This is a genomic window from Porphyromonas crevioricanis (genome assembly GCF_900167225.1).
GTDB lineage: Bacteria > Bacteroidota > Bacteroidia > Bacteroidales > Porphyromonadaceae > Porphyromonas > Porphyromonas crevioricanis.
On the sequence record NZ_FUXH01000003.1, the window covers coordinates 104,074 to 129,016 of the forward strand.

At 47.1% G+C, this 24,943-nt stretch carries 19 protein-coding genes and 1 tRNA gene; 15 read left to right on the top strand and 5 right to left on the bottom strand.

Annotation, left to right across the window (positions count from 1 at the left end; translation table 11 throughout):
* The first annotated feature begins 260 nt into the window (after positions 1 to 260).
* From nadB to B5D48_RS02650, 6 genes are all read left to right on the top strand, one after another.
* On the top strand, positions 261 to 1,862 hold the full coding sequence (nadB, locus tag B5D48_RS02625; RefSeq protein WP_023936239.1) for an L-aspartate oxidase: 1,602 nt from the start codon (positions 261 to 263) through the stop codon (positions 1,860 to 1,862).
* A complete protein-coding gene (gene nadC, locus B5D48_RS02630) occupies positions 1,849 to 2,703 on the top strand; it encodes a carboxylating nicotinate-nucleotide diphosphorylase (RefSeq protein WP_023936237.1) in 855 nt (284 codons plus the stop codon). Before nadB ends, nadC begins: the two co-directional genes overlap by 14 nt.
* A gap of 3 nt (positions 2,704 to 2,706) precedes the next feature.
* Entirely contained in the window at positions 2,707 to 3,657 is a 951-nt protein-coding gene (gene nadA / locus B5D48_RS02635) for a quinolinate synthase NadA (protein ID WP_023936235.1), read from the top strand.
* A 127-nt stretch (positions 3,658 to 3,784) separates the two neighbouring features.
* Complete coding sequence (locus B5D48_RS02640) at positions 3,785 to 4,039, top strand: GlsB/YeaQ/YmgE family stress response membrane protein (protein ID WP_023936234.1); 255 nt, start codon at positions 3,785 to 3,787, stop codon at positions 4,037 to 4,039.
* Positions 4,040 to 4,073: 34 nt separating this feature from the next.
* The gene (locus B5D48_RS02645) at positions 4,074 to 5,147 is read left to right on the top strand and encodes a mannose-1-phosphate guanylyltransferase (RefSeq protein WP_023936233.1); all 1,074 of its coding nucleotides are present in this window, start codon (positions 4,074 to 4,076) and stop codon (positions 5,145 to 5,147) included.
* Positions 5,148 to 5,179: 32 nt separating this feature from the next.
* Positions 5,180 to 6,493, top strand: coding sequence for a DUF2851 family protein (locus B5D48_RS02650; RefSeq protein WP_023936232.1), 1,314 nt, complete (start codon positions 5,180 to 5,182; stop codon positions 6,491 to 6,493).
* Here the strand turns inward: B5D48_RS02650 and B5D48_RS02655 are convergent.
* Complete coding sequence (locus B5D48_RS02655; RefSeq protein WP_023936231.1) at positions 6,460 to 7,167, bottom strand: SIR2 family NAD-dependent protein deacylase; 708 nt, start codon at positions 7,165 to 7,167, stop codon at positions 6,460 to 6,462. The genes B5D48_RS02650 and B5D48_RS02655 overlap by 34 nt on opposite strands.
* Before the next feature lie 261 nt (positions 7,168 to 7,428).
* Between B5D48_RS02655 and B5D48_RS02660 the strand changes: the two genes are divergently transcribed.
* The 3 genes from B5D48_RS02660 to B5D48_RS02670 all read left to right on the top strand — a co-directional run bounded on the left by B5D48_RS02660 (position 7,429) and on the right by B5D48_RS02670 (position 11,397).
* Entirely contained in the window at positions 7,429 to 7,875 is a 447-nt protein-coding gene (locus B5D48_RS02660; RefSeq protein WP_023939722.1) for a copper resistance protein NlpE N-terminal domain-containing protein, read from the top strand.
* 164 nt (positions 7,876 to 8,039) lie between these two features.
* Positions 8,040 to 10,070 (top strand): NAD-dependent DNA ligase LigA, encoded by a 2,031-nt coding sequence (gene ligA, locus B5D48_RS02665; protein ID WP_023936229.1) that lies wholly within the window; start codon positions 8,040 to 8,042, stop codon positions 10,068 to 10,070.
* A gap of 28 nt (positions 10,071 to 10,098) precedes the next feature.
* Complete coding sequence (locus B5D48_RS02670) at positions 10,099 to 11,397, top strand: replication-associated recombination protein A (RefSeq protein WP_023936228.1); 1,299 nt, start codon at positions 10,099 to 10,101, stop codon at positions 11,395 to 11,397.
* A 699-nt stretch (positions 11,398 to 12,096) separates the two neighbouring features.
* On the opposite strand, the gene cobT is transcribed toward B5D48_RS02670, so the two are convergent.
* Positions 12,097 to 13,143 carry a nicotinate-nucleotide--dimethylbenzimidazole phosphoribosyltransferase gene (gene cobT / locus B5D48_RS02675; RefSeq protein WP_023936221.1) on the bottom strand — a complete coding sequence of 349 codons (1,047 nt, stop codon included), beginning with the start codon at positions 13,141 to 13,143 and terminating at the stop codon, positions 12,097 to 12,099.
* Between the two features lie 74 nt (positions 13,144 to 13,217).
* Positions 13,218 to 13,736 (bottom strand): bifunctional adenosylcobinamide kinase/adenosylcobinamide-phosphate guanylyltransferase, encoded by a 519-nt coding sequence (locus tag B5D48_RS02680; RefSeq protein ID WP_023936217.1) that lies wholly within the window; start codon positions 13,734 to 13,736, stop codon positions 13,218 to 13,220.
* 295 nt (positions 13,737 to 14,031) lie between these two features.
* On the opposite strand from B5D48_RS02680, the gene B5D48_RS02685 reads away from it, so the two are divergent.
* From B5D48_RS02685 to porW, 4 genes are read left to right on the top strand one after another with little or no spacing between them, the layout of a single operon-like run.
* Complete coding sequence (locus B5D48_RS02685; protein ID WP_023936215.1) at positions 14,032 to 15,078, top strand: YeiH family protein; 1,047 nt, start codon at positions 14,032 to 14,034, stop codon at positions 15,076 to 15,078.
* 40 nt (positions 15,079 to 15,118) lie between these two features.
* Positions 15,119 to 16,351, top strand: coding sequence for a GTPase HflX (gene hflX / locus B5D48_RS02690; RefSeq protein ID WP_023936213.1), 1,233 nt, complete (start codon positions 15,119 to 15,121; stop codon positions 16,349 to 16,351).
* A gap of 47 nt (positions 16,352 to 16,398) precedes the next feature.
* Positions 16,399 to 16,785: a rhodanese-like domain-containing protein gene (locus tag B5D48_RS02695; RefSeq protein WP_023936211.1), complete on the top strand. Its 387-nt coding sequence runs from the start codon at positions 16,399 to 16,401 to the stop codon at positions 16,783 to 16,785.
* Between the two features lie 54 nt (positions 16,786 to 16,839).
* On the top strand, positions 16,840 to 20,244 hold the full coding sequence (gene porW / locus B5D48_RS02700; RefSeq protein WP_023936210.1) for a type IX secretion system periplasmic lipoprotein PorW/SprE: 3,405 nt from the start codon (positions 16,840 to 16,842) through the stop codon (positions 20,242 to 20,244).
* Positions 20,245 to 20,351: 107 nt separating this feature from the next.
* On the opposite strand, the gene B5D48_RS02705 is transcribed toward porW, so the two are convergent.
* Complete coding sequence (locus B5D48_RS02705; protein WP_036887982.1) at positions 20,352 to 21,263, bottom strand: hypothetical protein; 912 nt, start codon at positions 21,261 to 21,263, stop codon at positions 20,352 to 20,354.
* A 566-nt stretch (positions 21,264 to 21,829) separates the two neighbouring features.
* Positions 21,830 to 21,901: transfer RNA gene (locus B5D48_RS02715), tRNA-His, on the bottom strand.
* Between the two features lie 578 nt (positions 21,902 to 22,479).
* On the opposite strand from B5D48_RS02715, the gene dnaA reads away from it, so the two are divergent.
* Positions 22,480 to 23,886, top strand: coding sequence for a chromosomal replication initiator protein DnaA (gene dnaA / locus B5D48_RS02720; protein ID WP_023936204.1), 1,407 nt, complete (start codon positions 22,480 to 22,482; stop codon positions 23,884 to 23,886).
* Positions 23,887 to 24,147: 261 nt separating this feature from the next.
* Positions 24,148 to 24,921: a TrmH family RNA methyltransferase gene (locus B5D48_RS02725; RefSeq protein WP_023936203.1), complete on the top strand. Its 774-nt coding sequence runs from the start codon at positions 24,148 to 24,150 to the stop codon at positions 24,919 to 24,921.
* The last annotated feature ends 22 nt before the right edge of the window (positions 24,922 to 24,943 follow it).

The window sequence follows — 24,943 nt, forward strand, 5'->3', positions numbered from 1 at the left end:
TGTCAAATCTACAAGGTTACTCAGTATAGGCATAGAACGAGTTACTAAGAGCAGGAATACAACTAATCGAGAGTTTACTTGGAAGAAAGGCTAAATCACATCTTACAAAATAAAGAGGCGATGTGCAGCTTATGCAACATCCTCCGCATAATAGAAATTCAATAGGATAAGTTTTATGGAGGTTTTACAGAGAAAGTGCAAGGCTCTCATATATAAATAAGAGTTACTTTTGCCCCCGATACGATTTTTCGTCAGGCGATATGAAGGTGTTCGATTATATGGTAGTAGGGGCAGGTCTGGCAGGTTTGTACACAGCTTACCGCTTGTCTCGAAAAGGGCGGGTTGCTCTGATCGCCCGAGCCTCGCTGGAAGACAGCAATTCGTACTACGCTCAAGGAGGTATGGCAGCTGTAGTAGATGTTGGGGATACTCCCTACGAACACTACCGGGATACGATAGAGGCAGGCCGTGGGCTATGTAAGCCCGAAGCTGTAAGAATGCTGGCCGAAGAAGCTCCGGAACGAATAGAAGAGCTTATCTCCTTAGGTATGGCTTTCGATACCGAATCTCCCGGCCATTTAGCTTTGGGTTTGGAAGGAGGTCATCACCACAAACGAATTTTACACGCTGGAGGAGATGCCACAGGACGTCTGGTAACGACCTTCATGATTGGCGAAGTGCATCGCAGCAAGCAGATTGAGATTTTCGACCACCACTTCGTGGCCGAATTGATCATCCGATCTGCCCACTGTATCGGCTGTTGGGTCTATCGGGAGGGAGACTGTTCGCCCGAAGCTTTCTACGCTTCAGCTGTTGTTTTGGCCACAGGTGGAGCTGCAGCACTTTATCGGCCTACCACCAATCCCCCCACCACATTGGGGGATGGTTTGGCTCTCGCCCTGTATGCCGGGGCTTCATTGGCTGACATGGAGTTTGTGCAATTTCATCCGACAGCACTCTACCTCCCCGACAAGCCCTCTTTTCTTATCAGCGAAGCTGTACGTGGAGAGGGAGCTTATCTGCTGAACAAAGAAGGGAAGAGGTTCATGCTCGAAAAACACCCTCTCGCCGAACTTGCCCCAAGAGACATCGTCGCAAGATCTATCTTCCGACAAATGGAGCAAGACAAAACACCCTGTGTTACTCTTTCTCTCAATCATCTCGATCCGAATCTCATTCGCTCCCGCTTCCCTTCTATAGCACAGCATTGCAAGGATGTGGGCCTGAATATTACCCAACAAATACCGGTAGCTCCGGCAGCTCACTACACTGTAGGAGGGATTGTTGTCGATCCGGATGGCGCAACCTCTGTGTCCAACTTGTATGCAGTGGGAGAGGTAGCCTCCACAGGTGTGATGGGGGCAAATCGGCTGGCGTCCAATTCTCTCGTCGAATGTTTGGTTTTCGGTCGTCGTATTACCGATGCTATCACATCGCTTGCCAAGACCCTCCCTCGCGACTTAGGTACAGACAAGCCTTCGTTTTCAGTTGCATCTCCCCAAGTCGAAGAACATTGGCAGACCCGGCAAGGAGCTACCCTAATGTCAGCTCTTGGCAATTTGCTCATGCGCCATGTCGGGATTATTAGAGACGAAACCTCTCTGAAAAAAGCTATCGTACAGATAGAGGAGCAAATGCAACTTATCGAACCCGATACAAGTAACCTCCTGTCCGCCAGGATGATTTACCACCGCCATAGAATAGCTCTATCCATAGCTCAGGCTGCTCTGGAAAGGAAAGAGAGCCGTGGTGGACATTACCGTAGCGATTACCCTACTACCCTACCACCCGAACAGACATATAGAAGTGTCATCAACCAAACTACTATATCTCAAGTAGCTGTAAACTATGCAACAGAATAGTTCGATCCTTCAGGAAAGACTCGATGATCTGATCAAGTTAGCTTTTCGTGAAGATATTTTCACCGGGGATGTGGCAACCGAGGCCATTATTCCCATCCAAGAAGAGGCTACAGCCATTATTTCGGCCAAAGCCGAAGGAATCATTTCCGGGATAGAAGTTGCCCATCGGGTACTAAATTATCTGGGAGAGAATGAATTTACCCCATTAGTAAACGATGGGGACCGGGTACATCCCGGCCAGGAGTTGATCCGGATGAAAGCCAAATACAACGTATTGCTCTCCGCAGAACGAACCATGCTGAATTTCATGCAACGTATGTCCGGAATAGCGACTGCAACCAACCAATTGGTGGCAGCCATAGAAGGGACAGGAACTCGTCTGCTCGACACCCGAAAGACATTGCCCGGACACCGATACACAGACAAAATGGCTGTAAGACATGGGGGAGGGCTTAACCACCGTATGGGGTTATATGATATGGCAATGCTCAAGGACAATCATATCAAGATCTCTGGAGGTATTACCGCTGCTGTCCGCAACGCCCGCAAGCAACTGCCTATATCTATCCTTATCGAAGTGGAAACTTCGACACTCGAAGAGGTAAAGGAGGCTGTAGCCGTGGGAGCAGATATTATCATGCTTGACAATATGAGTTGTGAAATGATGAAGCAGGCCGTAGACATCATAGGACATAAGGCCAAGACAGAGGCTTCGGGGAACATTACTCTGGAGCGCATCGCTCAAGTTGCTGCAACCGGTGTGGACTACATCAGTGTAGGAGCCATTACCCACACCGTAAAGGCCTTGGACATCAGTATGAACTTTGTACAGAACAATTGAGACATGACATCTACCCCTCTCCACAGCGGGCAACACGAGGCTTTGTACCGTGAGATCGAAGAACTAAAGGCGAAGCGTAATGCCGTGATCCTGGCGCATTACTATCAACGCCCCGAGATACAACAGATAGCGGACTATTTGGGCGATTCGCTGGGCTTATCGCAACAGGCAGCCAACACAAAAGCCGATGTAATCGTTTTCTGCGGTGTACATTTCATGGCCGAGACGGCAGCAATCATCTCTCCCGAGAAAAAGGTGCTGATCCCCACACCCAATGCCGGCTGCACTCTGGCCGAGAGTGTGACGGCAGCAGGCTTAGCTACTTGGAAGAAATATCATCCCGGAGGACTGGTCGTGAGCTATGTAAATACGACCGCAGAGGTAAAAGCCGAAACCGACTACTGTGTCACTTCTGCCAATGCGCTGAAAGTGGTGGAAGCCTTGCCCAAAGATGTACCAATGCTCTTCGGGCCGGATAAGCATTTGGGAGAATATATCCGAAAGGTTACGGGTAGAGAAATGGATATTTGGCAAGGAGACTGCTATGTACATCGCTACATCACTTCAGAGCTGGTGCAGAAGTATCTACATGACTATCCGGCGGCGGATATGCTCATTCATCCCGAATCGGCTGCTTGTACCGATGAAGATATACTGAAGCATCCACGATGTTTTGTCGGATCGACAACCGGTATCATGAAGCATCCGGAACATTCGAGCAAAGACACCTTTGTCATTGCTACGGAGCCGGACACCCTGGCTGAACTTTGTCGCAAGTACCCGGACAAGACTTTCATTCCTATCAGCACCGAACATTGCTGCGAATACATGAAGCTGACAAGTCTGGAAGATCTCCGTAATGCCCTTCTCTACGAGCAACACGAAGTGCGCGTTCCCGAGAATATTCGCAGCAAGGCGATTTTACCGATCGAACGTATGCTACATTTTTCATAAGTATCGGTTCTCTCGCAGAGCAAGACAAAAAAGACTACCTTTGGCTTACACAATTTGCGGATGAGAAAACCGCACTACTGCAAGCCTCAGCTTGAGGAAGTTTTAATCAATACAAGTTTTTTGGATTATGTCCTGGATAGGAACAATCATTGTAAGCCTCCTGGCCGGCTGTATCGCCGGGCTGATCACACGAGGCAAAGGCTTAGGGTTTATTTGGAATTTAATCGTAGGCCTCATTGGTGGCTCCATAGGCGGAGCTCTTGTGGAGCTATTCGGGCTTCACAGAGGACATACATTCTGGCCACAGCTGATTGTCTCTACACTGGGAGCCGTAGTCCTTCTCTGGGTTTGGGGACTTATCACCAAGCGCAGGATGAGATAACTCGAAGCATAACACAAGTATAAAGCATTTCACCATGGCTAATTATTGCGTGATTATGGGCGGCGGCATTGGAAGTCGCTTTTGGCCCTTCAGCCGGGAGCAACAACCCAAGCAGTTCCTCGACTTCTTTGGTACCGGCCGCTCATTGCTGCAAATGACTTTCGACCGTTTCGCCAAGTTTATTCCTCAAGAAAATATCTTCGTAGTAACCAATGAGGCCTATGTAGACAAAGTGCAGGCCCAACTGCCGGAAATTCTGCCTTCTCGCATCTTGGGTGAGCCGTGCAGACGCAATACGGCTCCTTGCATTGCCTATGCCATGTATTATATCCGCTCGATAGATCCTCAGGCCAACGTAGTGGTAGCCCCCAGCGACCACCTCATACTCAAAGAGGAGGATTTTGCATTGGCTGCAAATCGAGCTTTGGATCATGTAGCTGCCCACCCCAGCCTTATAACCCTTGGTATCAAACCCTCCAGACCCGAAACAGGATACGGATACATCCAGGTTTCCGATCGGGCAAGTGATCACTTGTTCAAGGTAAAAACCTTCACTGAGAAGCCCGATCTGGAGATGGCTAAGATTTTCTATACCTCCGGTGAGTTTTTGTGGAACAGTGGTATGTTCGTGTGGAACATAGCCACTATCACAGAAGCCTTTGCACAGCATCTACCGGAAGTAGCCTCACAACTGGATAGGACAGATATATATGGCAGCGAAGAGGAAAAGACCTTTATCAAAGATCGTTTTCCACGTTGCCCAAGCATCTCTATCGACTACGGAGTAATGGAGAAAGCTGAGAACGTGCTCGTTATGCCGGTGGACTTCGGTTGGGCAGACTTGGGGACGTGGGGAGCTCTCTACGAATTGGGAAGTCCAGACAAGAATGCAAATGTGGCTCTCAAGAGCAAAGCTCTCTTTTACGAAGCCAAAGGGAACCTTGTGGCATTGGACAACCCCGATAGAGTGGTCGTAGTGCAAGGTATAGACAACTGCATCGTGGCAGAGAGCGACAACGTACTCTTGATATGTAAACAAGACCAAGAGCAACGAATCAAGCACTTCGTGGCTGACACGGCACTACAGTTCGGAGACGACTACAACTAGTCCTCTCTTTAGCCGAGAATATAGGAGACAAAGTGGAAGAGAAGCTCTTGCACTATGCTTTCAGGTACCGCCTGTACGACTCTCTTGTCTATGTAAATGGGACGGAGGCCGGACAGGCGGTGTCTGTTCTGTCTCCGGGAGAACTGAACATAGATGCCGGACCGGACTTTTTCAATGCCTCCATCAAGATAGGTGAGGCGGAGATGGTCGGATGTGTAGAGATACACAAGAAAAGCTCCGATTGGTACACACACAAACATGACAGAGATCCGGCGTACGACAACGTAATCCTACACATCGTGCTGCAAGACGATGTACCCGTCTACCATGCGAATGGCTCACCCCTACCTACAGCACGAATCTCTATACCGGGAGCCATGCAACGTCTGGCCGGCGAACTTCTCAGCCGCTCAAAAAGTCCGGCTTGCATAGCCGAAAAAGACCGGATACAAGAAGGGGAATGGCAACATTGGTTACTCCAGTTGGCAGGGGAACGCCTTGACCGAAAAGCCGAACAAATCAGCCAGATGCTCTTACCTCTGCAAACAGACTGGAATGAGCTAACCTATATCCTGCTCGCTCGCTACCTTGGTGGCAATGTAAATGCAGAAGCCTTTGAGCAACTGGCACGACACCTGCCCTATTCCTATATCCGCAAGCAACGCGGACAACTGCTGCAAATAGAAGCAATGCTGTACGGTATAGCCGGTCTGATACCCGATCCGTCTACTCTCGGGGAGGCGGACGAAGACACTATTCGCTATGTAGAGCAGCTTGACAGGGAATACTGCTTCCTGGCTCACAAATACGGATTGAGCCCTCTACCTGCGGGCTGTATACGTATGCTACGAATCCGCCCCGCTGCATTCCCAACCATTCGTATAGCTCAATTTGCAGCCTTGCTCCACAAACACGAATTTCTCTTTAGCCGTCTCATGTCAGCTTCCTGTGTAGAGGAGGCCGAAGCCGTATTCGACCAAGTGAGAGTATCACCTTATTGGCTCACCCATTATTCTTTCAGCACAACAAGGCCGGAGATAAAGGAGCAGGGAATAAGCCGCAACACTCGTCAGCTGATAATAGCCAATGTGCTCTGTCCCCTACTCTCTGCCTATGGGCATATCAGAAAAGATAACTCTTATCGAGAACGGGCAAAAAGACTCCTTGAGCAAATGCCAGCCGAACAAAATCGCTACACCCGGTTTTTTGTTCCCTCCGTTGTGAAGCCAACCAATATGCTACAAAGTCAAGGGCTGATACAGCTCTACAAAGTCTACTGCAGCGCAAGCCGCTGCCTGAGTTGCCATATCGGCTACTGTCTATTGAGCAACACTGCCCTAAGTTGAGCCAAACCGGTAGTCGCCTTTGCCTGTATGTGCTGTACTCCGGCTCTTGTGGCAGCTACAGGTTGGGGGTCAATCAGGTATATAGGACAGCCTCGTGGCACATAGTTGAGCAAGCCAGCTGCAGGATAAACCACAAGTGAAGTGCCGACCACCACGAATATATCGGCCGTTTGAGCAAGTTGTATCGCTGGCTCTATCATAGGCACAGGTTCTCCGAACCATACGATAAACGGACGTAACTGACTGCCATCAGGGGCCAAATCTCCTACATGGAGGTCGGGATTGTCGAGATCTACATCATAGAGTACCCGGTCTGTACGCACACTTCTGTTTTTCATCAGTTCTCCGTGTAGATGTATCACAGAACTACTCCCTGCACGCTCGTGCAGATCATCTACATTCTGAGTAATGATTTTCACTTCGTACTGCTCCTCCAACTGAGCCAATATGCGATGCCCCTCATTAGGATCACAGCCCTTGTATGCTCTGCGCCTGGCATTATAGAAGTCCAGAACTAATTCTGGATTTCGCTCAAATCCCTCTATCGAAGCAACATCCTCGACACGATGATTTTCCCACAGCCCATTGCTGTCTCTAAAAGTAGAGATCCCGCTCTCGGCACTCATGCCGGCTCCAGTAAGGACTACCAATCGGGCTTTCTTTTTTGTTTCCATAAGCTGTTTTAATCTATTGTATGATGTACTCCTCAAAGCTAATCAAATCTCAGTGTAGGCGGATGTATGTCGCTGCTTATAGGGGAGTTTTGTCGATGAGAAGTGAACTGCATTGGAATAATTTCTGAAATATTATTGTAGCTTTGCCCCGGTGTCGGAGACTTTTTTTCGTAGGCCGTTCCTAAACCCTGCGAGCCTCCTCCGCCAAACGAGAAGTTCTTTTTAGTTTAATCTATCTTAATGAGTAAGGAGTTTTTTGAAATGAAAAAGTTGGTATCCGTTGTAGCTATTGCAGCTACCCTCGTTGCTTGTGGCGGTAACAAGACAACTAACGACGCTACACAAGACAGTATCGCCGCAGCAGAGAGAGCTGCTTTCGTAGCAGACTCAACCGCAGTAGCTGCCCTCGTAGGCACCTATACAGATACAATACCCGGTGCTAATGCCAAGAGCGAGACCCAGGTGACTTTGACATTGAATCAGGACAAGTCTTGGAGCAAGTTAGTACACTATACTCAAAATGCCGAAATGGCTGATGAGACTACCAACGGTAGCTTTGTCCTCAATGCCGACACCCTGTTGCTCAACAACGAGACCAACGACATGTTCTTGGTAATGCCTGAAAAGGTACAGATGCTCAATCAGGACAAGACAATGCCCGAAAATCCTGATTTCTACGATCTGAAGAAGGAAATGGCAACCGAATAAGTTGCTGCTTGTCACGAAAGGGGAACTAAGAACACTTCCCTAAAACTAAATCAAAGGAAAGACCTTTGCTTCGGACAGAAATGTAGAGGCAGAGGTCTTTCCTCGTTCTCGATATATCTGCAAACCTTTCTACTATATCATATTGTTCTCGGCTCGAAAGCGGAATGGAATCCACAGCTCAACAAATAACCCGTCTGCGTGAGGAAATCAGGCAACACGAATACCTCTACTATGTACGCTCGGCACCACTTATCAGCGACCAGGCATACGATGCCTTGATGAAACAGCTGGAGGAACTCGAAACATCTCACCCGGAACTCATAACAGCAGATTCCCCCACGCAACGTGTCGGTGCCGATAGATCGGAAGGATTTCGCTTGGTCGCACATCGCTACCCAATGCTTTCGCTCAGCAATACCTATGAATACGGAGAAGTAGCAGCTTTCTACCACCGGGTATCTGAAGCCCTCGGTGGAGAAGCTTTCGTAATCACAGCCGAGTTGAAATTCGATGGGCTCTCCATCTCTCTCATCTATCGACAAGGTGTATTGAAGCAGGCTGTCACTCGGGGAGATGGTCTACAAGGTGATGATGTAACAGCCAACGTACGTACCATTCGCTCTATTCCTCTGCGGCTAAGGGGAGCAGGATATCCCGATGAATTAGAAGTCCGGGGAGAAATCCTACTTCCATTTGCTGAATTTGAGCGACTCAACCGTATTCGCATCGAGCAAGGAGAACCTCCTTTTGCCAATCCTCGCAATGCAGCCAGCGGTACACTAAAGCAGCTTGATCCAGCTATCGTAGCCGAACGGAACTTAGATGCATACTTCTACTACCTGCCGGGCAACACGGAGTTGGACGACAGTCACTACAGCCGACTACAGCATTGCAAAGAATGGGGGATCAAAGTATCGGAAGCAGTAGGATGTTGCCACTCATTGGAAGAAGTCTACGACTTTCTGTCGTATTGGGATATTCGTAGAAAAGACCTACCTGTGGCAACAGATGGAGTAGTACTCAAAGTAGACTCCAAAGAGCAGCAAGAGCGACTGGGCTACACCGCCAAAAGCCCTCGCTGGGCCATCGCCTATAAATACCAAGCCGAACGTGTGCGTACTCGCCTACTTTCGGTGGAATATCAGGTCGGACGTACCGGGGCCATCACACCGGTAGCCAATTTGGAGCCGGTACTGGTCAGTGGTACAGTAGTCAAGCGCGCCTCATTGCACAATGCCGACATTATACGTGCCCTCGACTTGCATAGCGGAGATTATGTATACATAGAGAAGGGGGGAGAGATTATCCCCAAGATCGTGAGTGTCGATACAGAAATCAGGAGTAGTGAGGGCAGCCCCATTACATTCATATCTCATTGCCCTGACTGTGGAAGCAAACTGATGCGCTTTGAAGGAGAGGCAGCCTATTATTGCCCCAATCGGCGCAATTGCCCTACACAACAAAAAGCCCGTATAGAGCACTACGCCTCACGAAAGGCTGCCGACATAAACATCGGTCCTGAAACGATCGAACGGCTATATGCTCTGGGCTTGGTCTGCGATGTGGCCGACCTCTACAACCTGCGCTCCGAAGATTTACTCCTACTCCCCGGTTTTGCCACCAAAGCCAGTAAAAAACTGGTTGCAGCCATAGAGACCTCCAAACACAGACCTCTCTCAGCTTTGATCTTCGGTTTGGGTATTCTTCATGTAGGAGAGACCGTTTCACGCCGTCTGGCTGCTACTTTCCGGTCTATAGATCGCCTTGCCCAAAGCAGCTTCGAGGAACTATGCCGCTTACCTGACATCGGAGAAGTCATTGCACGCTCCATCGTAGACTTCTTTGCTGACCCTCTCAACCGGGAGTTGATCGATCGGCTCTCAGCTGCCGGTGTTTGTCTCAACCCTCCTCAAGAGGATTTCGAGGAGACACGGGGGGAAACGCTCAAAGAAGGGCAATTACTGCAAGGGCGTACTGTAGTGATAAGTGGGGTTTTCGCTCGCCATAGTAGAGAAGAATATAAGACTCTGCTGGAGCGACTTGGAGCAAAAGTGTCTTCGAGTATATCCAGCAAAACCTTTTTTCTCTTGGCCGGAGAGAATATGGGACCTGCCAAGCAGGAAAAGGCTCTGGCTCTTGGAATAGAAATCATGGACGAAGAGACCTTTACTGCTCGGTATATTGATCGACCATAACCCCGGAAGATTGGCTTAACTTAGTGGCATGACTACCAATGTCCCATTGGCCGAGCGAATGCGGCCCAAAACTTTAGCCGACTACATCGGACAGGAGCACCTGATAGCTCCGGGGACTGCTCTGCGGAGCATGATAGAGCGCAAACAAATCCCATCGATGATTTTGTGGGGGCCTCCTGGTGTGGGCAAAACCTCTTTAGCCGAGATCATTGCCCATACAGCAGAAATACCCTTTTATACCCTGTCGGCAACCTCTTCGGGAGTAAAAGAGGTACGGCAGGTCATCGAAAGAATGCAGTCGGCCGGCTCCAATCTTTTTGCTTCTCCCCATCGGCCAATCCTTTTCATAGACGAGATACACCGCTTCAGCAAAAACCAACAAGACTCCTTACTCGCTGCTGTCGAACGCGGTGTTTTCACACTAATAGGAGCAACGACGGAGAATCCCGGATTTGAAGTGATCCGTCCTTTGATCTCACGATGCCAGGTATATGTACTCAAGCCTTTGCAAGACGAACATATCATACAGCTGACTAAACGGGCAATCGAGAATGATGCACAACTCAAGGCCAAACACTGCGAACTCCAAGAGACAGAAGCACTCATCCACTATGCCGGGGGAGATGCCCGCAAGCTGCTCAATATACTTGACCTGCTGCTATCCTCGGAAACAGGAGATCGGCTGATCATTACCAACGAGAGAGTACAAAAGAGCATACAGGCAAATCCCACCGCTTTTGACAAGGGAGGTGATTTGCACTATGACATAGCATCTGCCCTTATCAAAAGTATTCGAGGGAGTGATCCCGATGCTGCTATCTACTGGCTTGCAAGACTTATTGCTGGCGGAGAAGACCCCAAGTTCATCGCACGGAGACTGATCATATCGGCAGCCGAAGACATTGGCTTAGCCAATCCCAACGCACTATTATTGGCTGTCTCGGCAGCAGAAGCGGTAGAGCGTATTGGCTGGCCAGAAGGCCGAATCCCACTAGCTGAGGCGACTATCTATCTGGCGACAGCCGAGAAAAGCAATTCTGCTTATACAGCTATTGACAAAGCTCTCGACTATGTACAGCAAAGCGGAAATTTGCCTGTACCTCTCCACTTGCGAAATGCATCGAATCGGGTGATGCAGCAATTGGGATATGGTCAAGGATACAAGTATGCACATGACTTCCCAGGACACTATGTTTCCCAACAATACCTTCCGGATGCAGCCATCCGGGAGAAGTTCTGGCAAGGACAGAAGCACACGGCTATGGAAGCACGGATAGCAGAGCGAATAGAACAACTCCAGACGAGACAACACGAAGAGGAGAGATAGCAGCACTCTCACAGTATTTTTTATTTAGTCGTCCCTTAAAGAGCTTCTTTAAGCGAGAGAGCATTGGCAAATGGCACCTCGCTTATTATTTTGATAAGCACCCGATTCTCTCGATTGCGCCGTATCTTTTGCCCGATAATTCAATATCTTTTTGTCGATCGCTCGGCATCTTTTCCGGGAAGCTCCGAATGAGGACATCGAAAGCTTCTTAGCTTTCGGGAAAAAGCAATAAAGCTTTCTATCGAAAGCACCTAAGCTTTTCCAGAGAAACTCCTAAGCTCTTGCTCGATTGCTCAATGACTTTGGAAACTTCTTTCGCCATGGACAGATCTTTCGTTATTGAAATAGATTGATAGAGAATAGGTTGCTTGAGAAGAAACAAGCCACACATCAAACGAATCAGCTTACCGGAGCGACCATTGTTCTGACAATACAAAGACCCGAAAGTCGTATAGAATTGCTCCCTTTAATCATAAAAATCTGCATGTTTCCTACTATGAAGGGAAAGAAAACTTGCAGATTTATCAAAGGAGTTTTGTAGAATAATTTACTGAATATCAAGAAGTAAGAAGGATATTTAAGGGAAGAACGACTAATTTTCAAAAAAAAGAAAAAGCGTCGCACAGAAACCCATGCAACGCTTTATGGAATATAAATCTGGATTTAGCAAAGAAAGGAGACAGTCTGCTACAATTCGCCTCAGTCGAAGTACTTCTTTACCGAGGCATGGACAAAAGAATCCATTTCATTGACCATCCTCACAGCACTCTCCACGATTGGATAGGCACACACGGCCCCCGACCCTTCTCCCAATCTTAGACCCAAGTTAAGGATCGGCCGTGCCTGCATTTTGGCCAAAAGATGCTTGTGCCCCGATTCTTGACCGGTATGAGCAAAAATGGCATAAGCCAATACTTCCGGAGCAATAAAAGAGGCTGCCAGCATGCAGGCGGACATGATAAAGCCATCCACTAAAATCACCATATGCAACTCCGCCGCCCTAAGCATAGCCCCGACAGCCATCACCATTTCAAATCCTCCAAACTCACTCATCACAGCATAGACATCGTGACGATTTCCTTTGAAACGAGCGAGCGAACGAGTAAGGATATCCAATTTGTGTGCAACTCCCTTGTCATCGAGCCCGCTGCCTGCCCCGACACACACTGGTAGATCTATATCAGCCAGACACGACATCCAAAGAGAGGATGCAGAGGTATTGCCAATCCCCATCTCACCAATAGAGAGGATATTGCATCCACTCTGGCGTAGCTTATCCACTTCGGCAGCTCCGTCACGAAGACAACGCTCCATTTCTTCCCGACTCATAGCTGATTGGTAAAGATAATTATGTGTCCCTTTGCGCACTTTTCGATCAATAATGCTGCACTCTCGTGGGAAATCATAATCAACTCCAGCATCCACCAATACCAAACGGAAATTATGCTGGTTGCACAAAAAAGTAATGCCGGCTCCCTTGCCTCCCATGAAGTGTAGCATTTGCTGCCAAGTGACGCAACGAGGCGAAAGACTTACACCTTCAACCTCCACTCCGTGGTCTGCCCCGAAAAGGAGATTGGTAGGACAACTTAAATGGGGAGACAGACTGTGCTGAATCATACAAATCTGCTCAGCCAACGATTCGAGTAAGCCGAGGGAACCTTTGGGCTTGGTCAGATTATTGATTTTGTCAATAACGGCCGGTCTAAGAGTCTCGTCCGGCAGTGTGGGATGAAAAGGTATCATAGCTGCATTTATGATGTGAGTAAAAAAGTATCGATCATGCAATTTCCCTACCTCGAATTTAGGGCAGAGGCAATTTATTTCAAGCGCAGTGGCAGGCCGGATACTATCAAGTAGGCCTCATCGCTTCTGGATGCCACATACTGATTGACCCAGCCCAGTAAATCGGCAAATTTGCGCTGCATCCGATTGGCAGAAGTTCCTCCCAACCCTATTTCATTGCTCACCAATACGAGCAGATCAGCCTGACTTTTGCTTAGCAAGCGATCAAGCTCTTCTTGCATTTGAGTCCATGCTTTGTCTATTCCCTCTGCTTCGTAATCAAAAAAGAGATTGCTTGCCCAGAGGGTTAAGCAGTCTACCAATACAACACGGCCGGCCAAACCAAGAGCCCCAATTTGTCTGGTTTCTTCAATATTGGTCCAGGAGCTTCCACGACGCTCCTGATGTTTTCTTACACGGTCAGCAAAATCTGCATCATGCACCTCGGCTGTCGCCACATAGACCGGACAGTCCGATTCAGCCAAGACCAGACGTTCGGCAAAAAGACTCTTACCGGAACGTTGCCCTCCGCTTACAAAGATTATTTTTCCCATAGATGCTTTTTCAATGCATATTGGAGCTAAGCCCCACGATAGCAGCACAAAGGTACAGTCTAATAGCCCGTCGTGCAAAGATATTCGTGGAGCAAGTTTAATAGCATTGTTAATGCTGCTTTCCCTCAGCATTCAAGACATCCAACCATTGTGATATGCAGACGAGTACGAAGGCAAACTGGATCAGCACTAAGAGGGAATGGGAAATTTGGTTCCAAGTAATATCTTTGCGCCCGAATTGAGTGGGGGCAAAGTAAAATGTCCCCCTCCGTGACTTGTGCAAATCTAACATCCAATGAAAGACAAATCCATAGCAGGCATAATGGGAGGAATACTCCTAATGATGCTTTTCTCCGTAGTCGCATTCGTACTATCCGCCCTTCCCCCTTTTCGTTCTCTACATATCAGTCCTCTGATTATAGGTATCCTTCTGGGAATGATATATGCCAATACTTTCCGCAGCAAACTACCGGCTTCCTGGGAACCTGGGCTCAGGATCACAGCAAAAAATATCCTGAGGATAGCAATTGTCTGCTTCGGATTTCGTCTTACTCTCAACGATGTGGCAGCCGTAGGGTGGCAAGGATTATTGGTGGATGGTCTGGTGGTAAGCTCTGTAATACTATTGGGAACGGGACTCGGACGCCTGTTCCGATTAGATCGTAATCTCAGTATCCTTACCGCTTCCGGCTCTGCTATCTGTGGAGCAGCAGCTGTGCTTGGCACAGAGCCAGTACTTGGTGACAAACCCTACAAAACGGTGATAGCCGTATCGACAGTAGTACTATTTGGTACCATGGGGATGTTCCTCTATCCGGCCTTGTACCACTCGGGATTGCTATCCTCTCTCAGCGAACATCAGCTGGCCATCTATACCGGCTCTACGCTGCACGAGGTAGCCCATGTGGCCGGAGCAGGGGCTGCGATGGACAACCCCATAATTGCCAACTTGGCCACTATTACGAAGATGATACGTGTCATTTTGTTGGCTCCATTTCTGCTTCTGCTCAGTTTTTTCACAGGTCGCCGAAAGCAAGAATATTCCGGTCGTCGTGAAATATCTATTCCCTGGTTTGCTATTTGGTTCTTATTAGTGATCATTCTTAACTCATGGCTGGGACAGATGGCACAGATGCACGACTTCTCAGACTCATTTCAGCAAATGGGCAAATACATCGAACAGGCTGATACCTTTGCTCTCACCATGGCTATGGCTGCTCTGGGTAGCGATGCCGGATTTCGCCGATTCCGTGAAACCGGATTCAAACCCTTCTTATTGGCCTTGCTTCTCTTCATTTGGCTCATCTTCTTTGGTTATACTGCCGTGAGACTCATTTGCTGACAGGCTTTCATTTCGCAGTCTCAATTATCTTTGTGTCTGTATGAAAGAATTTGTAATCTCCACCCTCAAGAGCGAAACAGCCGTGCTTGTGGGGCTAATCTCTCAGACCGAGACTGACGAACAGGTAAAGGAAAATCTTGATGAGCTGGAATTTCTGGCTGAAACAGCCGGATTGACCACCCTCCGACGCTTTACGCAAAAACTCGATCTACCTAACTCTACCACATTTGTTGGTAAAGGCAAATTGGAAGAGATTGCATCTTATATAGAGGAACACGAAGTCGGTGTCATTATATTTGATGATGAACTAAGCCCCAAACAGATTCGCAATATTGAGCTGGCACTCAAAATCAAGGTAATCGACCGTACAGGCTTGATTTTGGATATCTTCGCTACACGGGCACAGACGGCACACGCCAAGACCCAAGTGGAGCTGGCGCAGTATCAATATATGCTACCTCGTCTGACCCGTTTGTGGACCCACTTGGAGCGACAACGTGGAGGTGTAGGGATGAGAGGCCCCGGAGAAACGCAGTTGGAAACAGACCGCCGTATCGTGTTGGACAAGATAGCTCGCTTAAAAGAACAATTGCGAGATATTGACAAACAAAAGACCGTGCAGCGTAAAAACAGGGGTAAAATGGTACGTGTCGCATTGGTAGGCTACACCAATGTGGGAAAATCAACTTTGATGAATGTTCTCTCCAAAACTGATCTTTTTGCTGAAAACAAACTCTTTGCAACACTGGATACGACCGTGCGCAAAGTGGTCATACACAACCTCCCTTTCCTGCTATCCGATACAGTCGGTTTCATCCGCAAGCTGCCGACCCAATTGGTAGAGTCTTTCAAGAGCACATTGGACGAAGTCCGAGAAGCTGATTTATTGGTACACGTGGTGGATATTTCGCATCCCAATTTTGAGGAACAAATCCAAGTTGTGCAGCAGACTCTTAAAGAGATTTTAGATGGAGAAGACAAGCCCTCAATACTCGTATTCAATAAAATAGATGCTTTCACGTTTGTTCTCAAAGAGGAAGATGACCTTACGCCCATGACGAAAGAAAACATCAGCTTGGAACAACTCCGACAAACTTGGATGGCGCAAGCGGGGCCGGATTGTCTCTTTGTGTCTGCCAAGGACATGCGAGGGATGGATATGCTCAAATCGCTGCTCTACGAACGTGTGAAGCAAATACACGTAGAGAGGTATCCGTACAACGATTTTTTGTTTCAGGATTACAATGATGTACTGCAGGAAGATACCGAGTAGAGCAGTAGACATAAGATAACTTTATAAGATTTTAATTAATTGTTGATATGAAAAGGATTTCATTTCCCCTATTTATTGTCTCTACTCTTTTTCTCTTCTGGTCTCTTGTTAGCTTCGACAAGGCCGATGGATTTGAAACTGTATCAGCCGAAAAGTTTGCCAAACTACTGGCTGACACCACAGTGCAGATAGTAGACGTCCGGAGCGAAGCCGAATTTGCAGCCGGTCATCTGGAACGCGCAATAATGATTGATGTACGCCAGCCCGATTTTGAGAAAAAAGCCATTGCCTCTCTCGACAAAAACTGCCATTTAGCTGTCTACTGCCGCTCAGGAGCTCGCTCAGCCAAAGCTGCCAAAATACTTGTCAGTCTGGGTTATAAGAAAGTTTATAATCTGGAGGGTGGCTACAAAAATTACCCCTATAAGAAGTAAGCCCTATAGCCATCGATTCTTTTCTTAGTCGATAGGCAACCGCGCCCCATTTGCATGCACACGAAACTCATTCGACAACGCCATCGTATCCTCTCGGTCTTACTTGGAGTAAACCCGAGGGCATCTCTGGTTTTGCTTATCATTTTTATTCTCCTACTCTTGGGGTGTGCAAGCAAAAAGAATACAGCCTACAATCGGTTTTACCACAGCTTCACTACACGCTACAATGTCTATTTTAATGGCAAAAATGCCTACGAAGAAGCTTATAATCAGCTCATCGAACAAAGACGAGAGAGTTATTCGGAACTTATAGCTCTGGAGCCGATTGTCTACAACCCATCCGAACCCAAGAAAACAAGTGGAGGCCCCTTTGATGCGGCTATCATGAAAGCTCGTAAATCGATTAGCCTGCATAGTATACGAAGCAAACCGGAAAGAGAACCCTCCTCCAAAATATCTGCCAAAGAAAAAGCCTTCATGGAGCGTACCGAGTACAATCCATTCCTGCACAACGCATGGATGTTGCTCGGACAATCGCAGTACCACAATGGAGATTTTCTGGAAGCGATGGCAACGTTTGCCTATATCGCCCGTATATACAAAACACAGACAGAGCTGAGAGACACAGCAAGACTATGGCAACTGAGATGTTACATTGCCATGGGATGGATCAGCGAGGGGCAACGTGTTTTGGAGCTGATTCCAGAACAGTCTCCTGCCAGACGTCTCCCCGGCCTATACGACCAGTGCATGGCAGCAAACATGCTTGGGCAAAAGAGATGGAAAGAGGCCATTCCCTTCTTGCAACAAGCAGCAAAAGCAGAAAAGCACAAGCTGCAAAAAGCACGAATACACTACCTTCTGGGGCAATTGGCTCAACAAAGCGGAGACTACCTTTTAGCAGTCCGGGCCTATTCCAAGGTTATTAGATCAAATCCCCCTTTCGAGTTGGATTTGGCCGCACGTATTCGCAAGACGGAGCTACAAGGGCGCGACAATCCACGACCTGTGGCAACTCGGCTCGAACGGATGGCCAGACAATACAAATACACCGAAGTACAAGATCAAATCTATCTTGCTGTCGGACATGTGTACATGGGACTGCCGGATACCACCAAGGCTCTGGCTGCCTATCATCTGGCTGCTGACTCCAGCAAAGCCAAAGCAGCCGACTACGCTTTGGCCAATTTGCGTTTGGGGGATATCTATATGGCACGCAAGCTGTACACCAAGGCACAGCCAGCCTACTCGGCAGCCCTATCGAGCCTGGACAAGCTGCATCATGATTATGATCGCATAAACGATCTCTCGACCAAGCTGGATGCCTTGGTAGTGCACGTAGCAGCTCTCAACGAACAAGACAGTTTGCAACGTTTGGCAGCCATGCCCGAAAAAGAACGCATGGCAGTAATTGACAGTGCTATAGCAGCAGCAAAAAAAGCAGCACGAGAGGCGGAGAAAAGAGCTGAGCGGGAAGGACTTTTGGCTCAACAAGAGCAAAACGATTTCTTGTCACAACAAGACAATAGGCAAGGCAATAGAGGATCATCGGGCATGTCTCTCCAACAAGTTCCCGGTTCGACCAGCGGAGAGTTTTACTTCTACAATCCTCAATTGATCACCCAAGGAAAGGCTCTCTTTACACAAAAATGGGGACAGCGTTCTCTCGAAGACAATTGGCGCAGAAGACGCAAGGACATTGATTTTACTCCAAATGAGATAGAGTCCGACTCCAAAATGACTGATCGACTTTCTTCTGATGCCTCTAACACAGACAACTCCTCTGTTTCGCCTGATGGTGCCGATGCTCCGTCCAACGAAGCAGGCGCATCCGATCCTTTTGAGCCGGCCTATTATCTGCGTAATATTCCTCTGACACCAGAAGCGATGGAGGCCTCCAATCAAATTGTGGTAACTGCGTTAGAAGGCATGGGGCAGGTCTTTTCAGACCAGATGGAACTTCCGGATGAAGCAATACACTCCTACGAAGCCTTACTGAATCGGTTCCCCTCTGTCTCCAACAAAGTGGAGGTGCTATATAAACTGTATATGCTTTACAGCCAAATTGGACAGCCGAATCAAGCAGAGACATACCGCCAGCGTATTTTGTCCGAATACCCCAAGGATCCGCTTGCTCAAGCTCTAAGGGACCCGGAATACCTTAATAAACTCCGCAATATCCGGCAATACGAACAAAAGATCTACCAAGAGGCCTATGAAGCTTATATGCAAGGGAAGCCCGAAGAAGTACGTCGAAAACACAAGGAATTGCAAGAAAACTATCCAACAGCAGAATTACTGCCTCAAATGGCTTTCCTCGATGCACTATGCTATGTATTGGAAGGAGATAATGAAGGATTCAAACGCAGTCTGCAAGAAGTTGTACAACTGACACAAAAAAGCGATGTAGCAGAGCTGGCCCAAGCAATGCTTGCCCAACTGCTCAATGGGCGAAAGATCAGCAAAGGTGGGTACAAAGAATTGGATTGGGATCTACGACCGACAGCTACAGAGAAAGTCGACTCCATACTTCCTCCATTTTCTTTGCACAACGAACCCTATTGTACTATTCTGCTCTATCCCTCGGGCAGCATGGACAGGAATGCCATTGTCTTTGCTGTGAGTGCTTTTGACTATGCTCGTTTTACACGTTATACCTTGGATGCCATTCCCAGTCGCCGGGGAGAATATGAGCAGATTATGATACGCACATTCCCTTCGGCCTCTGTCGCTTGGTATTACATTAAACAGGCGTACGATACAGATGGCTATATGCCTAAATTAACTGATAGAGCTATTCTATTTCCTATTTCCGAAAGCAATGCCAGGCTTCTTGATGAAGGCCGAAGCTTAGCTGAGTACATGAACTTCCTTCAAGAGAATTTCCAAGGGAGAGACCCGGAGTTACTTCTCATGCGCTGGGCGACAGTCTCCGGCAGGAAATTAGGAGAAAAAACAGACGAAAAGCAATCGAGACAACAATCCGGAAAAATCGAATCAGACAGCATATTGCCAACTAATCCCCTCACGTTCGATATTGATCGCTCCATCAAGGAAGAGAACAACGACTCTATAGCTCTACCTGCCGCACAACCTTCTCTCTCAGCCGATACTGTCTCTACCAATCCTCTCCCAAGCCGAGATATAGCCAAGCCCGAACCTCTGACCTATGAAGACACACGCCATCTCTACAACTCCCGTAAAGAGCAAGAAAAGGCTGAGAAAAGGGCTGCCGAAAGGCTCAAAAAACAAAAAGAAAAAGAACGACGCAAAGAGCTTAAACAGAGAGAACGCGAAAGAAAAGAAAGGCTCAAGCAAAGAAAGCGCGAACAGCGTGAGCGTGCCAAGCAACGCAAACAGCAGCTCAAAGAGCGTCAAAAAGAACAGAAAGGACGAGAAAAAGAGCGTAAGTACCGACTCAAAGAGAAAGAGCAAGCAAAACGCAAGCAAAAGAGCTAGCAAGTTGCTCTTCTATATTGAATGGTCGTCCCCTTTTTTGGGGGAGATGAATATAGAGAGTATCTACAGAGAGAGCTCATGAACTAGCGAGGGAAAGCCTCTAACAATCAACCAAGAAAAGTTTGCAAGACTAACAAGACAATAAACACTGTACACAGACTTGTTATAATCCACGCCTGATAGCGCTTGGCTACAGTTTCTATAGCCTTCGCCAAAAGTACGGCTGAAGGCAAGAGCGAAAGGTAAAGCATACCGGCTGATTCTTTCGGCAAAAAGAGATAGAAAGGCAATAGGTAAAGAGGCCAAACAGTGAGGATTGCAAAAAAAGAGCGTATCCGAACTTTTTCTTTCCGAACAGTTAAATGAGTTGCAGATATAGCCCATAACAGAGAAGAAAGCAGTATCAAGGGATAAATCCAATGAGAAATCAGAGTGTAGGTATTGAAAGCCTCGCTGGGAAAAGCCCAATTGGACATTCGCATCCATCCCTCCAAGAGAAAAGCTCGCGCTTTAGAGAAAAAAAGTAGAGGTAAAGCCAACCACCAACTCAAAAACATCCCGAATAGAAAGGCAACGATCTGCCTGGGAGTCACTGATCGAAGGAGATACAAAAACAAAAACCAAAGAGGCAGAGTATATAGCACGGGAGGCCACAGCGGCACCGAGAAGCCGAATAACAAGCCACTGCTTGCGATCGTGATACTTCCCTCATCAGTATGATAGGCTCCTAATAGAATAATCAGAGAGAGAATAAATAGAGGAGCAGCATAAATATACATCCCCCCCCCTGACATCAATTCCGTATTGCTGCTATAAAGTAACAATGCCAAGAAAAGAAAGAGATTACTCCCTTTTTCGTCCAAAATCAATAGTTTCCGAAATGTCAGGTAACCCAATATAATCTGAACAACCATGGAAGAAATAGCAATAAAAACAGTTGAGGTCCCCCCCCTTCCGGACTCTTTTGAAAACAAAGCATATCCCAACCAAAGAAGATGTGCCAGCAATATCGCTAGCATATAATAGAGCTTACCGTTATTACCCCTCATGTGTTGTATTTGCTGTATTGATCTTACCACAAAAATAAAAAAGCCGATTGTCTCACGACAACCGACTTTTTCTCGTTAACCTTAAATCTAATACCATGAAAAACACGGCGCAAAGGTAGTAGTTTTTTTTATTTATGCAAGTTTTATTTATTCTGCTTGAAGGTAAATTTCGTCTCCCTCTTCCACTTCAATCGTCGAGAGAAACATTCCCTAAAATCTCCATAAATAAACTGTTAATAGGCGATTGGCATATCTCACTCTCTTGTCCTTTGCTCCAAAACACAATGACTCACAAGGTATTGAAAGGGTTTTACAGTCCTTCTATTTTTAACAAATACAAAAAAAACAAGAGTTGACACAAGCTCTTCGCATTGAGGATGCAAAGCATCTGCAGCAAAACTTTCGAAAACCATAGTTATAATGAGAATGATCTGACGAGGATCTTCTTTTCCAAGGGAAACGAAAGACATAGAAAGTTTTGCGCATAAAAAAACTCCCTCCGCAAATATGCAAAGGGAGTAAACGAAACAAGGGAGGGTGGACGATGGGATTCGAACCCACGACAACCAGAACCACAATCTGGGGCTCTACCACTGAACTACGTCCACCATTCAAACCAGCCGGAGAGAAACATGCCCTCTGACTTAGCGATGCAAAGGTAGCATATCTTTTTCAAAGCTACAAGAGGGAACTTCTCAAATCAGATGTAAAAAATCCAGCAGCAAAAATTCGCAAAAACAAAACCAAAGTCTCACTCCCTATTTTTCTGAAAACAAAAAATATAGAGCAATATCACTGTTAATATATATGTATCCATACGTAACAAAAACCTATCCTAAAACAAAACAAAATTGGTACATCGTCTGAATTACTCATTCTTTTTGAAAGTCTATAATATCATTCATAAACGCCTATATTTCGGGTATTTACAGAGACTACTACAATAGCTGTTCATAACTCTTGTATCTATAGTAATCAACGACACAAACATCTTATATACAATCAATTGCCACACCATTACCAACTGTTCATAAGGCATATTTTGTAACTAGCTTACTATCAACAGTTACACCTTTCTTCTCCACGTATAGAATGGCGATAAAGGCTTGTAAGTTCAGTTGGAAAATTCAATCTTTGCAGCATAAAGACGGCACATGAGAGGCCGTAACAAAAATTTCATATTCGTATGGATCGAAGCTCCAATTATACTACAGTCTGGCAGGACTGTCTCGCTTGTTTGCGCTCCTTGCTCAACGAAGAAGAATACACCACTTGGTTTACCCCTTTGGTACCAGTAGACTTCGACGGGCATACAATCAAGGTGCGCGCGCCGAGTGTCTTTGTCTTCGAACATATTGAGGCCAACTATGTAAAGCAGTTGGGACAAGCACTTCAGCAAGTAATTGGAGCTGATGGACGTTTGGTGTATGATGCCTTGGTAGACAGTACTTCCGGCAGCCCTTCTGCAGCCAGTATCCACTCTCCATCTCGCTCCAGAGCCAGCGCACAGTTACCTATTACTATGCCCGGGACTCCTCAACCTGCGGCAGTACAATCGGGGTTCAACTCCAATCTTAATCCTCGATTTTCTTTCGAACACTTTTTTGAGAGTAGTTGCAACAAAATTGCTGTAACGGTAGGTCAGACAATTGCATCTGTGCCGGGGACACCGTCTTCCAATCCTTTCTTCCTCTATGGGCCGAGTGGAGTTGGGAAGACTCATCTCTGCCAGGCAATAGGCCTTAAAGTCAAAGAGTTGCATCCGGAAATGAGAGTCTTGTATGTGTCCTCTCATCTTTTTGAGTTGCAATACACAACGGCCTCTCGCTCATCGCAATACAACAACTTCATCAATTTCTATCAGCAGATAGATGTTTTGATCATTGACGATATACAGGGATTGATCGGAAAAACCGGTACACAAAAGGCCTTCTTTGAGATATTCAATCACCTCTACATGCTTGGCAAGCAGCTAATCCTCACCTCGGATAAGCCACCAGTAGAGCTCAAGGGGATGCACGATAGACTTATCACTCGTATCAGCGGTGCCTTGGTGGTTCCTATCGACAGACCGGACATCGAGCTCAGGCACATGATCCTACACCATCGAATGGAGCAGGAAGGTGTCCACCTAAAAGAAGAAGTGATCAACTATTTGGCAGATAACTTGCGAGGGAATGTCCGTGAGTTGGAGGGTACACTGATTTCACTCATCACCAATAGTGTAATTCAAGGGAAAGAAATAGACTTGAATTTTGTCGAGTGCATCGTGAAACGCTCGGTAGAGGTAGAGAATGCGGAAATCACAATGGAGCTGATTCTGGAGAAAGTGAGTGTGCAATGTGCCGTTTCTATAGAGAAGATACGGAGTAAGAGTCGCCTGCAAGATATTGTACAAGCCAGACATCTCTGCATGTATCTGGCGAAGAAATATACTCCTCTATCTCTCAATGCCATTGGGCAAATGTTAGGAGGGAAAAATCATACAACAGTATTGCATGGGCACAATACGATATGTGATCGAATGTGCACAGAGTCGGATTTGAAACACCTTGTCGAAAATCTGGAAAGATCTATCGGGGTACATTCCTAAGAAGTAGGGGTATACCCCCAAAAAAGAAAGAAAAAAAGAGAACATATTGGCTGTGTAGGGGGCTGCTTCAAAACTCGCATTTTGAGGCAGCCCCCGATTGTTTTTTGTCTATTCTCACAATACACTGTTCCAACTTGTCGGGACTCAGTACCCTCTGGACATATGAAAGGCTTTCATTAAAGAGGAACAAAAGACAAGACCGTGACTCCGACAAAATAGTGCACCTTTGCAAACAGATACGATACAGCAGGATATAAATAGATGATCAGCAGAGCCGAAATGAAATGGATTCGTTCGCTTGACCGAAAAAGCGTACGAGATAAAGAGGGGGTATTTGTCGCCGAAGGAGCCAAAGTGGTGAATGAGCTAATGCCACACTTCCGCTGCTTCTTGCTGATAGCAACAGAGTCGGCTCTATCCTGCATTGACAATCAGCAAGCCGAACGAACAGAAGTTGTTCCCGAATCCTTCCCTTTTGACAAAGTAAGCCAATTAGAGTCTCCCCAGCCCATCATAGCAATCTTTTACCGACCTCAATACTCCGCTCCTTCACTCGAATACCTCCGTGGACTGACACTACTCCTCGACACAGTGCAAGATCCCGGCAATGTGGGCAGCATCATCCGTTCAGCAGCATGGTTTGGTGTTGGCACAATCTTTCTGACTCCCGGCACAGCCGATCCTTTCGGTAGCAAAGTAGTTCGAGCGACGATGGGGGCCCTGGGGCAAACCAGGATTATTACACTGGAAGAACCCGGCAAGTTGCTTCAGGAGGCTCGTCAGGCTGGACTTAATATCTATGGCACATTCCTGCATGGTCCTTCTATCCGAGAAATACAATTCCCCTCACCTCAAGAAAAAGCTCTTCTGTTGATGGGAAATGAAGGACAAGGCATCAGCAGCGATCTGGCTGCGTATTGCAACAAACCAGTACATATCCCTCCTGCTGCAAATCCCAAAGGACATCCGGAGAGCCTCAATGTGGCCGTGGCTACAGCTATTATGCTCTTCCATTGGCAGGGAACCAAATCCTGAAAAAAAGGGAACGAGGAACACA

Bases quoted from the DNA above. Each gene is read 5' to 3' on its own strand.
- B5D48_RS02640 (WP_023936234.1), top strand. From the start codon at position 3,785: ATGTCCTGGATAGGAACAATCATTGTAAGCCTCCTGGCCGGCTGTATC.
- B5D48_RS02705 (WP_036887982.1), bottom strand. From the start codon at position 21,263: ATGCTAGCGATATTGCTGGCACATCTTCTTTGGTTGGGATATGCTTTG.
- dnaA (WP_023936204.1), top strand. From the start codon at position 22,480: ATGGATCGAAGCTCCAATTATACTACAGTCTGGCAGGACTGTCTCGCT.
- B5D48_RS02680 (WP_023936217.1), bottom strand. From the start codon at position 13,736: ATGGGAAAAATAATCTTTGTAAGCGGAGGGCAACGTTCCGGTAAGAGT.
- B5D48_RS02725 (WP_023936203.1), top strand. From the start codon at position 24,148: ATGATCAGCAGAGCCGAAATGAAATGGATTCGTTCGCTTGACCGAAAA.
- B5D48_RS02655 (WP_023936231.1), bottom strand. From the start codon at position 7,167: ATGGAAACAAAAAAGAAAGCCCGATTGGTAGTCCTTACTGGAGCCGGC.
- hflX (WP_023936213.1), top strand. From the start codon at position 15,119: ATGAAAGAATTTGTAATCTCCACCCTCAAGAGCGAAACAGCCGTGCTT.
- cobT (WP_023936221.1), bottom strand. From the start codon at position 13,143: ATGATACCTTTTCATCCCACACTGCCGGACGAGACTCTTAGACCGGCC.
- B5D48_RS02695 (WP_023936211.1), top strand. From the start codon at position 16,399: ATGAAAAGGATTTCATTTCCCCTATTTATTGTCTCTACTCTTTTTCTC.
- B5D48_RS02660 (WP_023939722.1), top strand. From the start codon at position 7,429: ATGAAAAAGTTGGTATCCGTTGTAGCTATTGCAGCTACCCTCGTTGCT.
- nadB (WP_023936239.1), top strand. From the start codon at position 261: ATGAAGGTGTTCGATTATATGGTAGTAGGGGCAGGTCTGGCAGGTTTG.
- B5D48_RS02670 (WP_023936228.1), top strand. From the start codon at position 10,099: ATGACTACCAATGTCCCATTGGCCGAGCGAATGCGGCCCAAAACTTTA.
- nadA (WP_023936235.1), top strand. From the start codon at position 2,707: ATGACATCTACCCCTCTCCACAGCGGGCAACACGAGGCTTTGTACCGT.
- ligA (WP_023936229.1), top strand. From the start codon at position 8,040: ATGGAATCCACAGCTCAACAAATAACCCGTCTGCGTGAGGAAATCAGG.
- nadC (WP_023936237.1), top strand. From the start codon at position 1,849: ATGCAACAGAATAGTTCGATCCTTCAGGAAAGACTCGATGATCTGATC.
- B5D48_RS02685 (WP_023936215.1), top strand. From the start codon at position 14,032: ATGAAAGACAAATCCATAGCAGGCATAATGGGAGGAATACTCCTAATG.
- porW (WP_023936210.1), top strand. From the start codon at position 16,840: ATGCACACGAAACTCATTCGACAACGCCATCGTATCCTCTCGGTCTTA.
- B5D48_RS02645 (WP_023936233.1), top strand. From the start codon at position 4,074: ATGGCTAATTATTGCGTGATTATGGGCGGCGGCATTGGAAGTCGCTTT.